Genomic DNA, 20,080 nt, shown 5'->3' with positions numbered 1-20,080 from the left:
TTGACATCATATGCGCAAAATGGGGTTATTTACAATTCTGAAATGAAACCAATCCCTATTCTTCTTCACATAAAAGGGATACTAGAAAAAGTTATATAGGCCGTCTTCAAAATAGTCATACTCTTCATCCGATAATCTTAGCTTGCCATATGCGTCATAGAATATTTCCTTATCCCTCTCATCTTCAAAAGCGTTATGTTTCGGTCTAATCGCTAATGCAACATCATATCTAGGATCGCCATAAGCGGCGCCTGACCAGTCAATCACACCGACAATATTACAATCGTGCACCAATACGTTGTCTATCGTAAAATCACCATGAATCAGCGTATTCGTAATTGGTTCTGGCCTTACTTCTTGGATCCGTTTAAGAAGCTCTTCTGTACCGTCTACTGTAAAGTTATTCCGATTATAATCGGCTTTCAATAACATGTTATCCAACCAATCCGTATCATTTTTCATCAAGGCCTCCGGACAGGAACTCTCATGAATCTTTTTGAGACAACGTGCAAAGTTAACGATCGCTTTTTCTTTATCTTGAGAATCAGGTTCTGTAGATAGAAACTCTCTTAGCGTAATGCCCTCTATGTGATCCATCAAAAGCCATTTCGTTTGATTCTTTATATGTAATGAATACGCTTTCGGAATAGGTAAACCTAATAGACGGAGATGGTGCAGTGCTTCATATTCTTCAGACAACCATTCATTGTAAAGGAGGCTCTCTGTTTTTTTGACGATGTATTTCTTATCTGGGGTATGCAAAATAGCTACGATTGAAGTATGACCTTGCTTGTTGGGAAAGCTAATGTTCCGAATCTCACCAACCTGCTGAATAATCTCTGTTGGAATATCTTGAATATTCATCCTTTCACCCTTTCGATAAGCTTTCTCTTGTTTGAACCCATTTAATATGTCATATTTCAGTACTCCCGTTGTACTCAGCAAAGCTAGTTTGTTTGAAAAGCCTAATATGATACGGAGTGCATATTTCCTTGAACGTTGGACTTAAATCCTCAATGATGCAAAGTGCTGCATCTACATAATCCTCCGAAATGAACACTTCTTCATCTAGAAACCCACTTAATAGCGCGGAGTCCTTCCCTTTATGTTTCAAGCAAAGAAAACCGTACCCCGGGTCAACGATGACCAAATTCATCATTTGATGCTCATCCTGTTCTTTATTCTTATCGTAGAATCGTACAGTAAAGTCATCATCTTTATGATAAATCTCTACATCACAGGAAAAATTCTTGTAGCTAAACTTCATGATTTCACCTGCTCTCCTTCTTTAATCTAAATTTATTAAAAGGGCTCTGAGGTTTTAATAGGAAAAATAAATTATAGGCTCTTACATGTTAGTTATATCTTGATACATCGGATGTTTGTAAATTTCCCTTGTGATCACGGTCTGATCAATTTCTTGAATCATATAAGCTTTGGCGTTTTCTTGAGAAGTAATTACTTTATATTGATCATCTTTATAAATAACCGCACAGTTGTTTTCGATGGCGATCCCAGGCATATTCATTCCCTTAACCATTTTCGCGAAATCTACAGATCGAATATCCTCGTTGTAATGCGGACAATGAATTCCGCTCAGAATGCCCATAGCCTTTAATTTAATATAATGCCATACTCCAGTATGTTCGAACGCTCCTGAGTCACTATGTCCGTATTCATACCAACAAATTGAACCGGCGCTCATGCCAGATAAAATAACTCCCGAGGCGTATGCCTTTTTCAGTAAATTATCCACTTCATGCTGTTGCCATATGTCCAACATCTTTCTGGTATTTCCGCCACCTACATATACGATATCTGCCGACATAATCATGCCTTCAATTTCATCTTTAGTATATGTGCATTTTGTCAAAAGCAAATGTTTGACCTCACAACCTAATCGATCACGATATAACCGTTCAAAGGATTCACAATATCCTTCCGCGTCCATACTGGCAGTAGGAATAAAAACCACTGTGGGGTTCATTTTATTACTCAAGCCTACAATCGTCTGATCTATTTCATATGTTTCAAATGTGCTGATTTCTCCGCCACCAATAGCAACAATGATGCCCATTTTAATCCCTCCATTGATAATAAAATAGGATGATCATTTAAGAATCAGACTAAATAAGATCTTCTAGAACAAAGATCTTACCATATTGACCTTCATCACTAATACTTCCGACACTCACTTCTTCTCGATTCCTAATATTCTTCCATGTGCCATAACTTACTCCCCCGGAATTTTCAATTAGGTCTTCAAGTTACTATAAAATCATCTTATACAAGCCTGCTTCTCCCAAAAAATCCGATTTTGTAAGTCCAACTTCTCCTAATAGTATCCGATAATTGGTTATGCTTCCATCATGAGATATGATAAAATGCCTTTTATTGTTCTGTTTCATCCAGCCTATTAGTTGATTTCCAAACGCTTTGAATAGATCCTCGTCAATTCTATTAATCCCTTCGTTCCAACAATCTAAATCGAAATCAATAATGGTTAGATTCTTATATTCATTCCATTATCTACATGATAACGCATGCTGTTTTATTTGCGAAGCACACGGAAGGACAAATTAGCCTTTCCTACTAAAAAAGAAACGCCCTTATTTAGGAGCGTTTCTGTAGAAATTCTGTGATCTAGACTTAATATTTGAATGTTATTCCGAGCTTACCAGTAGCCTAAGCGTACATCATGTCCATAAACCCGCGAGTTACGTCTGCGCCTTCAGCCGTTTCTGGCTGGTCTACCTGTGCGTTATTTGCCATACAAGCTTTCACGGCTTCTTCGGTTGTGCAACGATTGGCATCATCACATGTGTAGCATAAGTGAAGCATGTATCTGGTTAATTCGTCCGCCTGCGTGAATTGAGTTTGTTCGTTTGTTCTCATCTTCATCACTCCTTCTCTTCTTGAATTCAATATAACATCCTTTGAATTTTTATTTTGTGATTTATTTCACAAAGTATCTAAAAAGAAAAGAAACCCTTAGGTTTCCTTCTTGTAATATTTGTTGTACCTTGCGATTATAGTACCTTCCAGCGGATACCGCCATCTTCCGTTTGCAACAATAAGGATCGTTTGGTATCCGTATTTTCAACCAGCACCCAACCCAGCTTCGTAGATACCATCTGGATCTTCACGATCTCCGGATAGTCTTCCTGAATCTGATCGAACACTTTACTTCTCGGAAGTGCGCTCCAGGTCTTCCCTCCATCTTCTGTATGGTAGGTTATACCTTCATGTATCGTCCATCCATGCGTAGCATTAAGAAATGTTGGCGCAAGATTGCGATTAAGCCCTGTTTGCTTATTGAGCGAGAACGTTGATAAACTCCAGCTCTTACCTCCATCGTCTGTGAAAAAACCATTAAACTTGGTGCGATCTCCCGTTGAACAGGATAATGCCATCCAAGCTCCTTTGGCTTCTCGTCCGAAAAATTGGGGTGAGCTAATACCAAAATTACCACATCCACTAAATTTCTCACGATCGAAGAACGAAGCTCCAGCCTTCCAATCCTCTCCACCATTAGTCGTAACGTACAACTTCGGTGTCCCAAAATCAAGTGCTGTTAAGAATCCATGTTTTGCATCTGAAAACGTTAATCCTGTTGTATACCCACGTGTAGGAATCTCTCCCAAACCAGTTTGCTCGTCATCATCACTCTCAGACATCGCTTTCCAGGTAGTTCCACCATCTTCAGTGACATACAGCTTTTTGTCCTGTTTACCGATCGAGGTATCTACTGTAGTGAGAATCCATCCTTTTTCCGGAGAAACAAAAGAAATTGCCGTCACCTTATCGGTCTTAGACAGCGAGGATAAGCTCCAGCTAGCTCCCCATTGTTGGTGCGAAGCACAATCGTATCTGTTCCACCCATACCTTCACGCACGATCCATCCGTGTGTACGGTCTACAAAATATATACTCTGACCGTACTGTGGATTAGCTGGAAACTGCACATTCTCTGAAGGAGAAATATTCGTCCAGGTGGCCCCTTCATCCTGCGTATAATACAACCGTAGTGCATTTCTTGTGACTCCCCATGCTAAACCACCGTTCGAATTCAGGAGCTGAAAATCGGTCAAGCGAGTCTGAATCTGATACTTGGCCATATCAGCCGCTTCTGTACTGTTTACTGGTGGAACAACGGTTAATGTTTGTCCGGTATTTCCGGTCTCATCCGTCTCCTGAGGTGGCTGAGCCACCGGAGTTTCTTCTGAATCCGTGCAGGCGGCCAATATGGCTGCTATACCTACACACAGCAGAGCTGTCTGCGCGATTTTGATCCAATGCCAACGCAAGTGGTTCCACCTCTCTCATCCCATAAGAAGGCGCGCATGCCTAGCTTAACGGGTCACTTTTACGAACACAACAATATACACTTCAATCATTCTACCACAAAACATGTCGAAAAGGCTCGTGGGCACGTACACCCAGTACCAAGAAGTACACTTGTAAGGCCATTAAGGGTTCGAAGGATGAAGATATAATTCGACGTAAAATTACCATAACAGAAAATCTATTGTGAAAAAGTTTATAGACAGACCTCGCTTTTCCGGAAGATATCCCTTAATATGGATGGAAGTACACCTAAAAAGGAGAGGATATAAACATGGCAAATAGTACGAACCTTAAACCCAGTCGTGTCGTTATTATAGGCATGGGTGCGGTAGGAACAACAACGGGATACACGCTGATGTTAAGACAGCGCTCATCCGAGTTGGTATTTGTGGATGTGAATCATGACAAAGCAACAGGTGAAATGCTCGATATGAACCACGGTCTTCCTTTTACCGGGGGCGTAAAAGTATGGGCTGGCGATTATTCAGATTGCAAAGACGCTGACATCATCATCATAACAGCGGGCGCATCACAGAAGCCTGGCGAGACACGCATTGATCTGCTGAAGAAAAATGCAAGCATTTTCAAAGACATTATTGAGAAGATCACAGCCGTTAATTCTCATGGTATTTTGTTGATTGCTACTAATCCTGTAGATATCCTCTCCTACACGTCCTGGAAACAAAGCGGCTGGCCTGCGTCCCGTGTTATCGGCTCAGGAACGTTGCTAGATAGCGCGCGTTTCCGTTATCTGATTGGTAAAAATAAAGGCATTGATCCACGCAGCATCCACGCTCATATTATCGGTGAACATGGGGATTCCGAAGTACCTGTATGGAGTCTTGCGAACGTTGCAGGAACGAACCTGGAGCTGGATGAAGAAACGCAAGAGGATATCTTTGATCGCACCAAGAATGCAGCCTATGAGATTATTAATGCCAAAGGCGCTACTTCTTATGCAATCGCATTAGCACTTGATCGTATTGTTGCAGCAATTCTTGGGAATGAAGGCTCTGTCCTGAATGTATCTACCTTGCTTGAAGATTACAATGGCGTGTCTGATGTCTATCTAGGCGTTCCATGTGTCGTAGATCGTCACGGTGTGCGCGAGATTCTACCACTGCCATTGAATGAGAAGGAAAAGATCGCTTTCCAGGCTTCCGCAGACAAATTAAAAGAGCAAATTGCAGGTTTGGAATAGTAAACTTGATGACATCATAACCCCTATGGATATTGGGCTGTTAAGAATAAGCATCATCATCATTTAATACAACCATCTGGATTTACCTTTCAAGAATATCCAGATGGTTTTTTATTGTTTAAGAAGACGTTTAATTAAGAAAATTGAGTTAGACATTCTACATTTACTATTTTAACGTTTGATACAATTTATTATATTTTTAGAATAATAAATAACCATCTAGCGTTTAGTTTACATAATATTAATTACGTAAAATATAACTTTAATCACATAACATTTATACTTCTAACTATAAAAGATCAAACACTTTAAACTTCAACTAAAAGCGATTTTTCATAGTTAATTTTACCTAGGCAAACATTTTTAATCACACTCCGTCCCAAACAGGAAAAAACCGCATCTCCGTTGATCTGCGGCTTCTTCCTTATTTATGAATTACTTAGGTGTTAAAGGTAGGTATTTTTACATCAAGCAGCGCCATCGCTTCCTCTTTCTCCCGACTGGTGACATGCGTGTAGACGGTTGTAGTTTGAATAGATGAGTGACCAAGTAGCTCTTGAACCGTTCGCAGATCCGCCCCTCGGCGTAACATCATCGTAGCAAATGAGTGCCGCAGCTTATGACTGGAATAGTTCTGTCGCTGCGCGGATGGGGATTGCTGCTGGAATCGTTCAAAGGTTTCAGTCGAGATGAGCTGAATGCTGCGAATAGACAGTCGTTTACCCTTTTGTGATACAAAGAGCGCCTCTTCCTTCGCACGCCATGGGCTAAACGTTCCCCTAAAGCTTCGGACAATAGATCCGCAACTGTATCAGGAACGGGCAGCGTGCGCCACTTCCGTCCTTTCCCGAAGACATTTAGCGTGCGTCTCTCTGCATTATAATCCTTGCAGTTAAGGGCGTGTACCTCTCCGACCCGTAATCCCATATACCCCATTAGGAGAAAAATAGCCAAATTCCGCGTTCGATACTTGCCCTCAACCGATTGCAAGAACCGCTCCAACCCGCTCTCATCCAGGAAAACGGGCGCACGATTCTTCTCGGTTTTGGACTTCTTGATTCCAAAGGCAGGATTCGCTGTTACTAGCTCTAATTCAATGAGTGATTTGTAAAAGCAATGAATTGCAGCATGCTTTCGGTTTCTAGTCGCATCACTTACTCCTCTTTCCCGAGCTTGAGACAAGTACGATAACACATGCAGTTTTTTGACCTGATCTACCGCTTTACCCTTAATCGAAACAAGAAATTCAGCCACATCACCAGTATAGGATTTCACGGTATACCCGTGTAGCCGGCATCCTTCATCCATATATGAAATGCCTCAAGCTCCTCTGCATATTGCTCCCTGATCTCTTCAGATATCATCTATGTTAGTCACCACAATTCTATGGGTAGTGTTTATTTAGTAGTATTCGTCAGTCGACAATAACGATATTTATCAAAGGCTCAACCATCTCTGGGAGACCCTCACTACGTGTAATCACAAATGACGGTAGTGGATTCTCGTGAAGTCCGTTTACAGATTCACAATTTTGCACAACCAATTCCATGCGTAGCGTTTCTCCCGAACCAGCAATATGAATTTGCGGCCATTCTTTGTTCGTGCAAGCCGGCCAGTTTGCAAGCTCATTAGCAGGAATAATGCTTAAACGTGTTGTTTCGGCAGCAATACGGTATATTCCCGTACATACAGGCTCTTCTCCGAGCTTGTCCATCGGCAATTTAGCCTGTTCAGCCCCATTAGGCGCTGCATAGATGGAATAACACCAAGGCGAAATGCCCCATGCAGTGGCCATCAATCCTTCATTTAATAGCTGAGAAGACAGAACACCTTCATTAAAACGTTCAACTAAATTGTGGTTTCCCACGCCAAGCAACTCCTCTACACGCGCAACCATGCGGGGCAGATCCGCAAGTATAAAGCCAGCACTACCATAAGAGTCAAATACATGATGTTCTCTCGTCCATACCGGTGCTGATGCAAGTTGCTCTTGCGTAGGTTGCGCTGGGAAAAGTGCGATAACAACCGTTACCACCTGGGCATATTTGACCATAGCCATCTGTTCTGGTTCCAGCGGCACTTCTGCGATTCGCGGTGTTTTCCTATGAATTGATATACGAAGCTCGTACTCTCCTTCAGTGAAATCAGACCATCCTAAGTCTACACTATAGTCTATACCTTCAATGGAACCTATGGAAAGCTTCGTTTCTGAATTTAAGTTCACTGTATATTGTACAAAGCTCAGTTCTTGCCCATATATAATGGAAGCATCTTGCCTTACGATAGGAGCATCAAGTTGCTGAGCAATAACTGAGACTTTACGTCCGTCCTTCAAGCAGCGTTGTGGATCAAGGTCGAACTCTAAATGCTCAGTTTCAGTTTCCTGTCTAATGATCAACTTCGCCTCTGTAAGTACAGCAGAGTCTGTTAATGCAAACCCAAAATTCGAATTCATATGTTGATTCGTATGTAAATGTGTATTCATGATACATCCCCTCTCCTCTGTCTGATGGCATGTCACAACCCCAAATATATGTCATATTGGAACAACCCGCAACCCCAAGACAATGATATGAGTCTACATGCACCTTAATACATACCCATGAAACAGGTCTTAGGAACCGCTATTCTAATAAAGGTTGTTCAAAAAGTCCGCTTTTGATTACGAAGGATGCGCGAGTGGCATCTCAGCATCGAATATGGGATTCAGCCGAAATAAGTGGATAACCCGCGAAATTGAAATAAAAAAACCTCCTGTCTTCTTCGCATAAGCGAAAGATCAGGAGGTATGACCTATTTTGTTTCCACATGATCTAATGATCGAGATTACTGTTCGGTTTATTTTGAATTCAAATGACTGTGATGGCGGCCATATAAGAAATAAATCACCAGACCAATCAGTAACCAGATGAAGAATGTAATCCACGTGAGCATCGCAAGTCGAGTCATGAGATACACACAGCCGATGGCGCTGAGGATCGGAATCCATGGAACGAATGGGACGCGGAAGCCACGTTTGAGATCAGGATTGTTTTTACGGAGCACAATAATCCCCAGACTGACCACCGCAAATGCAAACAATGTCCCGATATTGGTCAATTCCGCGAGATGTCCGAGGGAGATAAATCCAGAAAATAACGCTACAATAATCCCCGCAACCCAGCTCCCTACGGCAGGAGTTTGACTCTTGCCACTAACCTTCGAGAATACCGGGGATAACAGCCCGTCCCTTGACATCGAATACAATAATCGCGTCTGACCATACATCATCACCAGCAGTACCGTAGTAATACCCGTAATAGCGCCAAGTGCAACGATCCAAGATAAGCCATGCAAGTTAACGAACTCAAAGGCAAAAGCTACTGGATCACTAACATTCAACATATGGTACGGTACAATTCCCGTCAGAATTAGCGAAACGACGATATATAATACGGTACAGATCGCGAGCGATCCGATAATGCCAATCGGCAAATTTCGCTGAGGCAGCTTAACTTCTTCCGCTGCGGTAGATACAGCATCAAACCCGATATACGCAAAGAATACCGTCGCCGCTCCAGCGGTAACACCCGAAATGCCAAAAGGCAGAAATGGCTGCCAATTATCAGGCTGAACATAGAACACACCTACACCGATGAAGATCAACACAACGATTATTTTGAGGGCAACCATAATCCCATTGGCACGTGCTGCTTCTTTCACTCCTCGGGTTAACAAAAAGGTGATAATCAACGTAATGACCGCTGCTGTGATATCAAAATACGTTCCCTTCTCTGGACTAAAGGCACTCGTTAGCTCATGAGGTAAGTGCAATCCAAATCCAGACAATAGACTTTGAAAATAACCAGACCATCCACTAGCCACTGCCGCACTCGCAAAACCATACTCCAGAATCAGATCCCATCCAAGGATCCAAGCAATCACTTCACCAAAGGCAGTATAACTGTAAGTATACGCACTCCCCGAAGCGGGTACACTTGAAGCAAATTCAGAATAACATAGTGCAGCAAAAGCACAGATTAGCCCTGCCAGCAAAAAGGAAAGCACGAGACCCGGTCCTGCGTATTTAGCAGCGGCCACACCTGTGAGTACAAATATACCCGTGCCGATAATAGCACCTACACCAAGGGTCATCAGATCCAGTGGCCCTAACACTCTTTTCAGCGCACTACGTTCTCCCCCACTTACAGCAATTGGTTTTTTGCGAAACAATGAAGATCGTGATTCATTTTTGATCATACATAAATTCCTCTCGTCGTGAAAGTATCACCTGTTCATCTGTTCTATAAAAAAGTGGTTTGTTCTATCTTATCGACCACCTATAAAAAACTAGTCAATTCTACACGTTATCGCGTTGCTTGATTAAAATTTTATTTAGAGAGATGTCATATGTTGTGCGTTTTAAGCGAAAACTATCATGAAATCTTGCCCATGAAAGATAATAAAAATCGATTTAAACGAAAACTGCGTATAATTTATATTATGCGCAGTTTTTGATTCGCTTTTTCGAATCCATAAAGTGTTTAAAATCGTTGTTATATGCATTTATGTGAATAACAGCTTATTTCGTTTGTTTACGCTGTCCTTCCCTCACGATTCCTGTCTGTCTAAAGCTCCTCAAGGCGCAAAAAAAACCGCATGATCCCATGCGGCTCTTGGATTAAGCTTTTTTTCGATGTCCTTCATCTACGCTCTTTATTTTATTTTCGATTCAATTAATAATACCCCAAGATTATGAAAAGATGATCCGTTCTGCATCAGTCATCTGATATTGTGATAGAAGATAGCTGGTACTCTCCAACGCTTGACGACGAACTGCATTTAGATCCACATGCAACAACTTACCTTCTCTCTTCACCGGTTGACCTGCCACAAATACAGTATCAACGTTGGATGGATTGGCGAATTGCACAATAGCTCCAATTGGATCATGAACCGGAAACAGATTCAGATCCGTAGCACGAATCATAATCAGGTCGGCCTCTTTGCCCGGTGTCAGTGTACCAATCTTATGCCCCAGTCCCAACGCTTGCGCGCCAGCCGATGTGGCGAATCTTAACACCTGACTCGACTGCAGATTCAGCTCTCCAGGCATTTCTCCCTGCTGCAGCAATTGTTCATTCGCTCTTGACCGCTCTGCCTGCAGGGCAAACTTCATCTGGGAAAACATATCGCCACCCGTAGATGTTACCACATCCACACCGAGTGTTGGTGTGCCTCCATTCTCCAGAAAATATCCAGTCGCCGGATATCCGTGCCCCATCATCATTTCTACCTCAGGTGTAACAGAAAGTGATGCACCTTGATCAGCAAGCATTTTGTACTCATCAATTCCCATCGTATTGCCATGAACCACATTGATTCGCGGACTCAATAGACCAGCCTCATGTAACTTTGTTACCGAACGATCCACACTTCCCCAAGTCCCGAATCCTACATGCATGGAACATATGGCGTCTAATTCCTCTGCAAGATGAATCTCTTTGACCGTTGTATCCCAGTGACTGAATTCCGGACCTCGAATGGCAAGACCGTACGTCAGCAATTGATCCTTTGATGAGAAGTATTGCTGCTTCACTCTACGTACATCGTTGGAGTATGTAAGGAGACTATCTCTATTCCAGTAATTCGTTTCTCCAGGAACACCCTGCGCAAACACCGCACGAATTCCAGCATCCTGAAGCCCGCGAATCAATTCATCTGTGTGCTCTGAAGAGTATGGCATGCTCCAATCCAATACCGTTGTCACTCCAGCATTAAGCGCTTCCAAAGATCCTAACAAATTCGCGATGTAGCTGTCTTGAGGCCGAAGCTTGCTTCCCATTGCTCCATAATAGAGATTCTGCAAATACACAGGAAGCGACCAATTCGTTCCTGTTGTCTTAACCAGGGACTCCCACACATGACGATGGGTATCTACCAGCCCTGGGAGCACAATCATATCGGATGCATCGATAACCTCTGCTTCGGCGCACTCCAGATCAGGCTTGATAGCTATTATTAAAGAATCCTCAATCAAGACGTCTGCCCTTTTGTACTGACCAACCGAGGCATCCATTGATACGACACAACCATTTTTCAGCAAATAACTTTTCCCCATTAGACACATCTCCAATCATAGTTTTAGTTGGATATGACTTGTATGACGGTATGAATCAGCGCTGAACGATGATGATTTAATACTTATTTTTATAAAGTATATATGTATTATATAGTTAATTCTTCAAGTTTGCAAATTTTGGAATTAAAAAAACCTCGAATAGCACGTAGCTATACAAGGTTTTATACATTTTTTGGTCACTTGTTGTCTATCACTAGCACATACTCACTCGGCTTCTCATCAAACCCATCCAAAAAACCATAACCTCCCACAGTCAGAACACTTCATAGATATTTTCATTTCTTGATATAATTCCTCTGCTTCAACCCTACTCTTTCCACCAGATTAATTGAAGCATTGAATTACCTCCTTCATGAACCTTCACTTCGCGCTCTCCTGGAACTGCCGGACGCTCCTCAACAACGACAGGAAAAGGTGAACCAAGGAGATTCATGCCTATTAACAATACAAAGCTGATCACAATTATCCCAATCGTCGTAACAATAACTCTTTTCAATCGGCTCTCTCCTCATTCATGTATCTTACTTCATCGCCAAATATCTTGTCTGCAACGATATTTCCATCTTGATCAAAAGCTCTTATTGTCCAGTTCTCCTCGGTATACTCATCTAATACAAACAGTGCATACTGATCGTCAATCTCTTCAAGTTGGTAGTCATTCGGATGAGCTTTCACTTCTTCAAGGGAGAGCTCGTAAGATTGCGAAGACGAAACATCCTTCAGATGATTACCGACCGCTATGTATTCGATGTTGGATTCCCTGGGTGTTACTACCCCAACTATAAAGCGATTAGGATCACCTAGACTAGTAGCCTCAAACGGCTTGCCTTCCTCGACCGTACGACCATATGAGCTTCCATCAAAACGATGTAAGAAACCGAACTTCTTTTCAAGTTTGGCTATGCCAAAACTCTGGTCTTGATGATCTACAAACAATACCACTTGGCCGTAACCATGAATTTCTTTGGATTTTACAATCTGACCATCATGGGGCAATGCGTTGATTTCATTCACATGTAACCCTTGCATCGCGCCAAATCCTAATATAACAAGCAAACATAGACCAACTATAATTAAACTTTTTCGCAAAATGTCCCTCCGTCCCTCCTAATATTAACATAAATATACATCAGATGATTATAGACTGTTACCACTGTAGCTCTGTAATCCATAATGAAGGATGTATCATCACAAGATCGCGTAGTTATGGTATATTTATCCTTATATTTCCTATGCTGAATGAAAGTGTCATCTAAGTTGCAGGTCATCTATTTTGTCGTGCTGATGATCAACTTATTTCACTTAGCAAACCACGATAACGAGGAGGAACAACGAATGACTGTATCTGCAATCGACATCTTATTAACGCAAAAAGACAGCATATGGGATCAATGTAGTTGGATTGTACCTGTAGCCAAGGCACTGGAGGGGCTCACCGCTGAACAAGCTGCCTGGGTTCCGTCTTCAGGTGGACTGAGCATCTGGCAGCTGGTAAACCATATGCACTATTACAACCTTCGCATCTCGCAACGTATACAGGGCATTACCTCCGTTCCAGCCGCAGCAAGTAATGTCGCGACATTTGGTGATTCGGGAGATGCATCAGACGAGCAAGGATGGAATGACTTAGTGAAGAGCGTTACAGCACTTGCTGAACAATTACGAACCCAACTTGCAGCCTTGCAACAATCTCATCTAGATGCACAATACATGGATACCGAGGACACTTGGGGACTTGCCCTTAGCCGATGGATCATACATGATGCATATCATTCTGGACAGATTGTTCTTCTTCGCAGACAGCAAGGAAGCTGGAATATCATCTTCTGAAAAAAACACTTGAACTGCTAGCGCTTACAAGATTAAGATGAAATCATTGATGTTACAACTTGTTCAACATACTAAACAATTGAATAGGATCTTCGGGTAGGGTGCAATTCCCAACCGGCGGTGATGTTCTTCGGAACCAGCCCGCGACTCGCTGACTGATATAGGTATCAGCGACTGACTTGGTGAGACTCCAAGGCCGACGGTACAGTCCGGATGAGAGAAGATCAACACATGTCATGCCGTTATACGGGAAGTCTTCTTCCCTAACGACATATGCATGGATGAGCCCCCGTTTATTTGGTGATTCACCAGAACGGGGGCTTTTGTCGATTTTGCCAACTGAAGATTCCGTGTTCTGACGAAGGAGTCCTGAATATGGAAAAGAATCAAACTGCCTCAACGATCTATCGGAAAGAACGAAGCAACACTGGATTTTGGCTTGTTGTGATTGGCGCTGCATTGTGGGGCGTAGATCCCTTGTTCCGAATTATTTTGCTTCAGACCATGACCTCGACTCAAATTGTACTTATTGAGCACATCATTGTCAGTCTAGTCGCCATTCCTGTCTTATGGAAATTCCGTGCAGACTTGAAAAATCTACGTGCTAGACACTGGATTGCTGTAATCTTCATTTCCTGGGGTGGATCAGCACTCGCAACGGTGTTGTTCACAATGGCGCTAACCAACAATGATCCCAATACCGTTCTCTTGTTGCAAAAAATGCAGCCATTGTTCGCTATTGTACTGGCTAAGCTACTTCTCAAAGAAACGCTGCCGCGTCGCTTTGGGGGACTATTCTTCATTGCACTTGCAGGAACTTATTTGCTCACGTTTGGATTCACACTCCCTCTTGGAAACTGGAATACCTGGGTTCATGCAGGGAGCCTTTTATCCTTGGGAGCTGCTGCTCTATGGGGCGGATCTACGGTAATGGGTCGATTGATGCTAGGTCAAGCAAGATATGAGACAGTCACTTCTCTGCGGTTCGTAGTTGCTCTGCCCCTGCTCTTCTTGATGACATGGCATGAAGGAGCCGCATGGACATTGCCTTCCGGAACAGGCGAACAAGCGGCTGTAGTGCTAAATATATTGGGTCAAGCTTTATTGCCTGGACTTCTGAGCCTGTTGTTATACTATAAAGGCTTGTCCTCTACAAAAGCCTCTGTGGCTACACTGGCAGAACTTAGCTTCCCAATGGCGGGTGTACTCGTTAACTGGATCGCTTTCCGTACGTTGATTACATGGGAACAGCTCGTTGGTTTTATCCTAATATGGATTGCACTCTTTGCCATTTCCAAACAGCAGGAGCGCTCATCAAGCGTTACTGATGCAGCCCCTAAGCTTCGTACAGAGTAATTCCTTACGCAGGATGCATCCCTAACATATACGTTAACTTCTCAAACGATATTATAAAAAAAGCACTGTCTATCCCAATGGATGAACAGTGCTTTTGTCTTTTCTGCAATCCGATGGTACGATGACATATGGAACACTGGATACCCACCTTAGAAAGGAACGATGCTTAATGTCTTCATTTTCATATACATCCTATGATGCTATTGGTTTAGCAGAGCTTGTACGCTCCCGTGAAGTATCACCGATCGAACTGCTCGAAGCAGCATATGCACGACTTGAAGAAGTGAACCCACAGCTTAATGCGGTAATTCGTACATATGAAGCACAAGCCCGTCAGGAAGCAAGCATGATTCGCCCAGGAGAACAACCATTTGCTGGTGTTCCCTTGCTACTTAAGGACATTTCTCAATCCCTAGAGGGTCAAATCTTAACTTCAGGCTCCCGTCTTCTGAAGGAGCACCGGGCGTTACGAAGTTCTAACTTTGTCTCTCGGCTGCGTGAAGCTGGTTTTATTATTATCGGACATACGAACACCCCAGAGTTTGGTCTGAAAAATATTACTGAGCCCCGTCTGCATGGACCTACACGCAATCCATGGAATACGAATCACTCTCCTGGTGGCTCAAGCGGAGGTGCCGCAGCCGCAGTAGCATCTGGAATTGTACCTCTTGCTGGTGCCAGTGACGGAGGAGGTTCAATCCGCATCCCTGCTTCCTTCAGCGGATTGTTCGGTCTGAAGCCGACCAGAGGACGTACTCCAGTAGGACCTGGTGTTGGTCGTCAATGGCAGGGAGCTTCTATTGATTTTGCATTATCCCGCACGGTTCGAGACAGCGCTGCGTTGCTGGATACGTTGCAAGTCATTCAACCTGAAGCTGCCTTCCATGCCCTCTTTTCCCGGGCAGCTACTTGGCAGACCTCAATTATCCTCATCAACGCAAATTAAAAATTGCATATACCACTGATTCTCCAGTAGGCACTCCTGTAAGTGAGGAAGCGAAACAAGCCGTGTATAAGGTCGTTCGTTGGTTAGAAGAGCAAGGCCATGAGGTTGAAGAGAAATTAAGCCCAGTCAATGGTGTACGGTTAATGGAAAACTATTACATGATGAATAGCGGCGAAATGGCCGCGATGATCGCTTCTATGGAGCATGCTATGGGTAGAGAGCTAACTGCAGATGATATGGAGATTGAGTCTTGGGTTCTAGCTGAAGCAGGCAAAAAGGTATCTGCTGCTGAGTTTGTTCATAGTTTGGCTGAATGGGACGTTGCTGCGGCGCAAATGTCTACCCTCTTCACCCGTTATGACTTCTATGTTACGCCAGTCAATGCGTATCCTGCACCTCAGATCGGAGAGCTCACACCTCATGCCGAGCAGATCCAACATTTAATGCGTGTTAGCGAACTAGACAAGCTAGAACAGCAGCATATGATCTATAAAATGTTTGAACCTAGCCTCACATACACCCCTTATACGCAGCTTGCCAATTTAACCGGTCAGCCTGCGATGAGTGTGCCTGTTCATATGACGCCTGAAGGTTTGCCGATGGGTGTTCAGGTGATGGCAACCAAAGGACGTGAGGACTGGCTGTTACATCTTGCTGGACAGCTTGAAGCATCCGAGCTCTGGATTGGCATGAAGGGTAACCCATTATTTCCTTCCTAATTGCGTTTGTGCATGAAAGCGAAGTATGCTCCGCATACTGTAGTCAAAAGTATGCGGAGGTCAGTTTACGAATGAATCCAACCAAACAAGAGAACCCAGCTTATCCGGTTACAATTCCTGCAAAAACAGGCTATGCACTTATGGTTCGTAAGGGAGCATTAATTCGGATAACCGACCTCAAAGGACAACAGGTCGTTGACTTTGTAGCTTATGATGCACTTGACGCTAATCATCGCCTTGATCCCGGAGTAACCCTTGACGTGTTGTGCTCGTACCGGATCAAACCTGGGCAATCTCTATATTCTAATCGATACCAACCTATACTAACGATAACTAAGGATACTGTCGGAGTTCATGATTTCTTCAACTCCGCTTGTCGACCTGAAATGTATGAGGTGTTGTACGACAAGAAGGATCACGCCAGTTGTTATCATAATTTAAACATGGCACTCGCACCTTTTGGAATTTTACCACCAGATCAACATTATCCGTTTAACTTGTTTATGAATACGGTAGTGGATGATAAGGGAAACATCAATGTGGTCGCACCTGAGTCCCGTGCTGGTGATTATGTTGAAATGAAAGCTCTAACCGACCTCATTGTTGGTTTGTCAGCATGTCCATGCGAAGAGAGTTCATGCAATGGATACCATGCCACCCCTATTCAACTGGATATCGTGCCTGAATCGAACCTTTAAACATTCATTCTACATAGTTACATCTCTGTGTTGTTCTTTTTCATTCTTACGGAGAATACGATAACTTGTACCCTGCATCTCATCTCATGTCTTTGTGATGTAAGGTTCAATGGATCGATTTCGTCTACTGGGAGTGAATCAGATATGTCTGTATTACTGAGTTATGTAATTCTTGGAATATCCTTGTCGGCTCCAATCGGTCCCATTAACGCTGCACAATTGGATCGGGAGCCCGGCACGGTTTTTTGCATGCATGGATTCTTGGTTTAGGTGCAATGTTCGCAGATTTAGTGTACATGTTGTTCATCTATTTTGGTGTCGCTCATTTCTTGGACACGCCATTATTAAGATCCTTTCTATGGTCTTTTGGTAGTTTTATTCTTCTGTATACGGGCGTGGAGACACTATCCAAACTGAAACAAAGCACAAAAAGCTACTCTCTCACAGAGGTTTCAATTAAAAAGTCCTTTATATCTGGATTTCTAATGGCTCTCTCCAATCCACTCAATATTTTATTTTGGCTTGGCATCTATGGATCTATTCTCGCAACTACAGCCAAACATGCCGATACGCCACATTTGTTGTTATACAGTCTGGGAATATTCATCGGCATTCTAATCTGGGACGTTATTATGGCCTGGATGGCAAGTCGGTTCCACAAGTTTAAGAATGAAGTCGTTTTGCGCTCTATCTCCATTTTGTCCGGTATTTGTCTGATTGGTTTTGGAGTATACTTCGGAGTTGAAGCGATCCGCTCCGTGTTTTTCTGAATAACTTCGACTGCGGGACAGTCACCCAATACCTCCTCCATTAATACTGTAATAGCATCACGTGGAATGGAGTTGGGAGTAGATGACGGAACTGTTCAGTGCCGATCAAATAAAGCATGGGTTTGAGCAATTACCGAATTGGCAGCAGGATGCTTATTTGAAGTTTTCAAATATGATCGCAGACGATGGAAACACGTACCCCTGTGTACCGGGAAGAGTTGGCTTTCTGTCCGGACATTTAAGGTTTGGTTTTGCACATGATCCACGTTCCCAAGAAGCGGTCGAAGACATAGCCCATCTGTTAGGTCAGTACGGAACAATCTCCAGAGATACAGGGCAATATGCTTCCTTAGTCATTATCTGTGACACACCAAAGGAGTTACTTGAACATACCTCAGTCGAACAGTACCAGTCTCTTTTCTGGGAATTACTCAGTCGGATTACTGCACAAGATGAATCTCCCTGGCCCGAACACATATCAACAGAACCGAATGATTCGACTTGGGAATTTTGCTTTGACGGGGAGCCCTATTTTTGCTTTTGTGCGACACCTGCTCATAAGCTCAGAGCGAGTCGGCATTTCCCATATTTCATGTTGGCTTTTCAGCCGCGTTGGGTGTTCGAATCCATTAATGACAGCACGCCTCTCGGTCGTAAAATGAAAACTCTTATCCGTAAACGTCTGACGGACTACGACGCTGTCCCAGCGCACCCTTCTCTGAAATGGTACGGTCAGGAAGGTAACCTGGAATGGAAACAATATTTCCTATCCGATGATGAACAAACACCTTCCAAGTGTCCATTTATGCGAATGAAGCAGGCCATGCACCGTTGGACAAAATAGCTCATAATGGTCGATTTTACCCCTTAAAGCTGATGAACAATAACTGATGTGCCTTCCCCATTAAAGATAATAAGTAAATAACCACAATACTACCCATCAGACCCATTCTGTTGGGTACTTTTATTATTTCTTCTTGAACTAAGTAAAAAATAAAATTTATATTTAGTTTACATAATATTTATGATGTTAATTTAAATCTTTCAGTCTTTGTTCTTATAAAAAAATTTGTGATTGTCAAGCTACAGAACACTATTCAAGTTCATTTTATAATCGCGTACTATTTCGCATCAGCATTTTGATCCGATAGATTCGTCCACACATTTGTCCTCTCTTTTTCATAGGATGTCTCATAGCATCTCCTGCTTCCAGGATGAATGTTTACTATGTTAAGGAGGTATATTATATGGATAACAAAAATGCTTCAATCTCCCAAATTATCTACCCCGCTTAACCGTGTATAGTGAAGAGAATTTCAGAGGATTAAGAAGAGTCTACCGTGGCAACCTCGGCATAAGCGATATTGACTCAGTCCTGACAGGGATCGAGAGCCTGCGATTCTTCTCTACCAACCCGTTCGCTACTCTGGTTTTGTTCGATCGGTCTCGCTTCAGAGATAATTTCGTTGTACTGCGGGGTAACCGTAGCATTCGAGAATTGGATGATTTCCTGCGCAGAGGGGATGTTGAGTCGCTAATCGCATCGAATGAGCGGCTGACACTGGCTCAGATCCGTAGAATTAGACGTACAGGCAACTTGCCACCGGGCTACCGTCTGATTTGATATCAGAACCCTTTCTAATAGATTTATCCAATCTGCTTATAATTGCGAAAATATCCACTCGCTCATCTTGAACTAGCAGATTAACTAGTCGTAATTAACATCACAACAAGCGAAAAAGGCAGTACGTTCCTTAAGAACGACTGCCTTTTCTCTATTAAACTAGTATGAAATTTCGCTTTAATGTATTTCCGCAAGTTATATACCACAGATTGTGAAGCACGAATGATTTTCGAAGCATTCGATTGCCCAAAAATCAATTTCCGCTAACAATTGTTTAGTACTTTCGGATTCAGATGAATCGGCCATTTGCTTCATCTGTTTCCATTCGACTTGGTTGACTTCAGTCGGACCGTAATAGTTAAAATTCACTAAACAATGCTTACATATCTTTACAAACTCAGTCTTATTAATTACTTCTTCTGTTAAATAAATGGAACTATCTAACCAGTGTGAGTCTTGAAGATGTCCC

Annotated in this window: 17 protein-coding genes, 3 pseudogenes and 1 riboswitch; of the genes and pseudogenes, 8 read left to right on the top strand and 12 right to left on the bottom strand. The window is 42.8% G+C overall.

Annotated elements, in window-relative coordinates; translation table 11 throughout:
* Positions 1-81: 81 nt before the first annotated feature.
* The 6 genes from DMB88_RS15720 to DMB88_RS15695 all read right to left on the bottom strand — a co-directional run bounded on the left by DMB88_RS15720 (position 82) and on the right by DMB88_RS15695 (position 4,306).
* Positions 82-864, bottom strand: coding sequence for a phosphotransferase family protein (locus DMB88_RS15720; protein WP_128102119.1), 783 nt, complete (start codon positions 862-864; stop codon positions 82-84).
* Between the two features lie 49 nt (positions 865-913).
* Positions 914-1,267 carry a hypothetical protein gene (locus tag DMB88_RS15715; RefSeq protein WP_128102118.1) on the bottom strand — a complete coding sequence of 118 codons (354 nt, stop codon included), beginning with the start codon at positions 1,265-1,267 and terminating at the stop codon, positions 914-916.
* Between the two features lie 81 nt (positions 1,268-1,348).
* Entirely contained in the window at positions 1,349-2,077 is a 729-nt protein-coding gene (locus DMB88_RS15710) for a Type 1 glutamine amidotransferase-like domain-containing protein (RefSeq protein WP_128102117.1), read from the bottom strand.
* A 608-nt stretch (positions 2,078-2,685) separates the two neighbouring features.
* Positions 2,686-2,895 carry a hypothetical protein gene (locus DMB88_RS15705; RefSeq protein WP_128102116.1) on the bottom strand — a complete coding sequence of 70 codons (210 nt, stop codon included), beginning with the start codon at positions 2,893-2,895 and terminating at the stop codon, positions 2,686-2,688.
* A 134-nt stretch (positions 2,896-3,029) separates the two neighbouring features.
* Positions 3,030-3,800 carry a WD40/YVTN/BNR-like repeat-containing protein gene (locus DMB88_RS15700; RefSeq protein ID WP_128102115.1) on the bottom strand — a complete coding sequence of 257 codons (771 nt, stop codon included), beginning with the start codon at positions 3,798-3,800 and terminating at the stop codon, positions 3,030-3,032.
* A complete protein-coding gene (locus tag DMB88_RS15695; protein WP_128102114.1) occupies positions 3,797-4,306 on the bottom strand; it encodes a beta propeller repeat protein in 510 nt (169 codons plus the stop codon). The genes DMB88_RS15700 and DMB88_RS15695 overlap by 4 nt, the downstream gene beginning before the upstream one ends.
* 311 nt (positions 4,307-4,617) lie before the next feature.
* Here DMB88_RS15695 and DMB88_RS15690 point away from each other — a divergent pair, with 311 nt between their 5' ends.
* The gene (locus DMB88_RS15690; RefSeq protein WP_128102113.1) at positions 4,618-5,547 is read left to right on the top strand and encodes an L-lactate dehydrogenase; all 930 of its coding nucleotides are present in this window, start codon (positions 4,618-4,620) and stop codon (positions 5,545-5,547) included.
* Positions 5,548-5,986: 439 nt separating this feature from the next.
* Here DMB88_RS15690 and DMB88_RS15685 read toward each other — a convergent pair.
* The 6 genes and pseudogenes from DMB88_RS15685 to DMB88_RS15660 form a co-directional block, all read right to left on the bottom strand.
* Positions 5,987-6,911, bottom strand: a pseudogene (locus tag DMB88_RS15685) (tyrosine-type recombinase/integrase).
* A 50-nt stretch (positions 6,912-6,961) separates the two neighbouring features.
* Entirely contained in the window at positions 6,962-8,032 is a 1,071-nt protein-coding gene (locus DMB88_RS15680) for a hypothetical protein (protein WP_128102112.1), read from the bottom strand.
* A gap of 353 nt (positions 8,033-8,385) precedes the next feature.
* Positions 8,386-9,786 carry a branched-chain amino acid transporter BcaP gene (locus tag DMB88_RS15675; RefSeq protein WP_128102111.1) on the bottom strand — a complete coding sequence of 467 codons (1,401 nt, stop codon included), beginning with the start codon at positions 9,784-9,786 and terminating at the stop codon, positions 8,386-8,388.
* Positions 9,787-10,279: 493 nt separating this feature from the next.
* Positions 10,280-11,647, bottom strand: a complete 1,368-nt coding sequence (locus DMB88_RS15670; RefSeq protein ID WP_128102110.1) for an amidohydrolase family protein — start codon at positions 11,645-11,647, stop codon at positions 10,280-10,282.
* Between the two features lie 328 nt (positions 11,648-11,975).
* A complete protein-coding gene (locus DMB88_RS15665; RefSeq protein ID WP_128102109.1) occupies positions 11,976-12,164 on the bottom strand; it encodes a hypothetical protein in 189 nt (62 codons plus the stop codon).
* Entirely contained in the window at positions 12,161-12,757 is a 597-nt protein-coding gene (locus DMB88_RS15660; RefSeq protein ID WP_128102108.1) for a hypothetical protein, read from the bottom strand. Before DMB88_RS15660 ends, DMB88_RS15665 begins: the two co-directional genes overlap by 4 nt.
* Before the next feature lie 246 nt (positions 12,758-13,003).
* Here DMB88_RS15660 and DMB88_RS15655 point away from each other — a divergent pair, with 246 nt between their 5' ends.
* From DMB88_RS15655 to DMB88_RS15625, 7 genes and pseudogenes are all read left to right on the top strand, one after another.
* Positions 13,004-13,498 (top strand): DinB family protein, encoded by a 495-nt coding sequence (locus DMB88_RS15655; RefSeq protein ID WP_128102107.1) that lies wholly within the window; start codon positions 13,004-13,006, stop codon positions 13,496-13,498.
* Between the two features lie 84 nt (positions 13,499-13,582).
* A riboswitch (FMN riboswitch) is annotated at positions 13,583-13,727 on the top strand.
* Between the two features lie 146 nt (positions 13,728-13,873).
* The gene (locus DMB88_RS15650) at positions 13,874-14,854 is read left to right on the top strand and encodes a DMT family transporter (RefSeq protein ID WP_128102106.1); all 981 of its coding nucleotides are present in this window, start codon (positions 13,874-13,876) and stop codon (positions 14,852-14,854) included.
* Positions 14,855-15,023: 169 nt separating this feature from the next.
* Positions 15,024-16,519, top strand: a pseudogene (locus tag DMB88_RS15645) (amidase).
* A 71-nt stretch (positions 16,520-16,590) separates the two neighbouring features.
* Positions 16,591-17,217, top strand: coding sequence for a DUF1989 domain-containing protein (locus DMB88_RS15640; RefSeq protein WP_128102105.1), 627 nt, complete (start codon positions 16,591-16,593; stop codon positions 17,215-17,217).
* A gap of 144 nt (positions 17,218-17,361) precedes the next feature.
* A pseudogene (locus DMB88_RS15635) lies at positions 17,362-17,987 on the top strand (LysE family transporter).
* An 82-nt stretch (positions 17,988-18,069) separates the two neighbouring features.
* On the top strand, positions 18,070-18,831 hold the full coding sequence (locus DMB88_RS15630) for a YqcI/YcgG family protein (RefSeq protein WP_128102104.1): 762 nt from the start codon (positions 18,070-18,072) through the stop codon (positions 18,829-18,831).
* Positions 18,832-19,284: 453 nt separating this feature from the next.
* Entirely contained in the window at positions 19,285-19,611 is a 327-nt protein-coding gene (locus DMB88_RS15625) for a hypothetical protein (RefSeq protein ID WP_128102103.1), read from the top strand.
* Positions 19,612-20,080 lie beyond the last annotated feature (469 nt).

This window comes from Paenibacillus sp. DCT19 (genome assembly GCF_003268635.1).
Taxonomy (GTDB): domain Bacteria; phylum Bacillota; class Bacilli; order Paenibacillales; family Paenibacillaceae; genus Paenibacillus.
The sequence above is the reverse complement of the archived record's forward strand: the minus strand, read 5'-3'. Positions and strand labels throughout refer to the sequence as shown.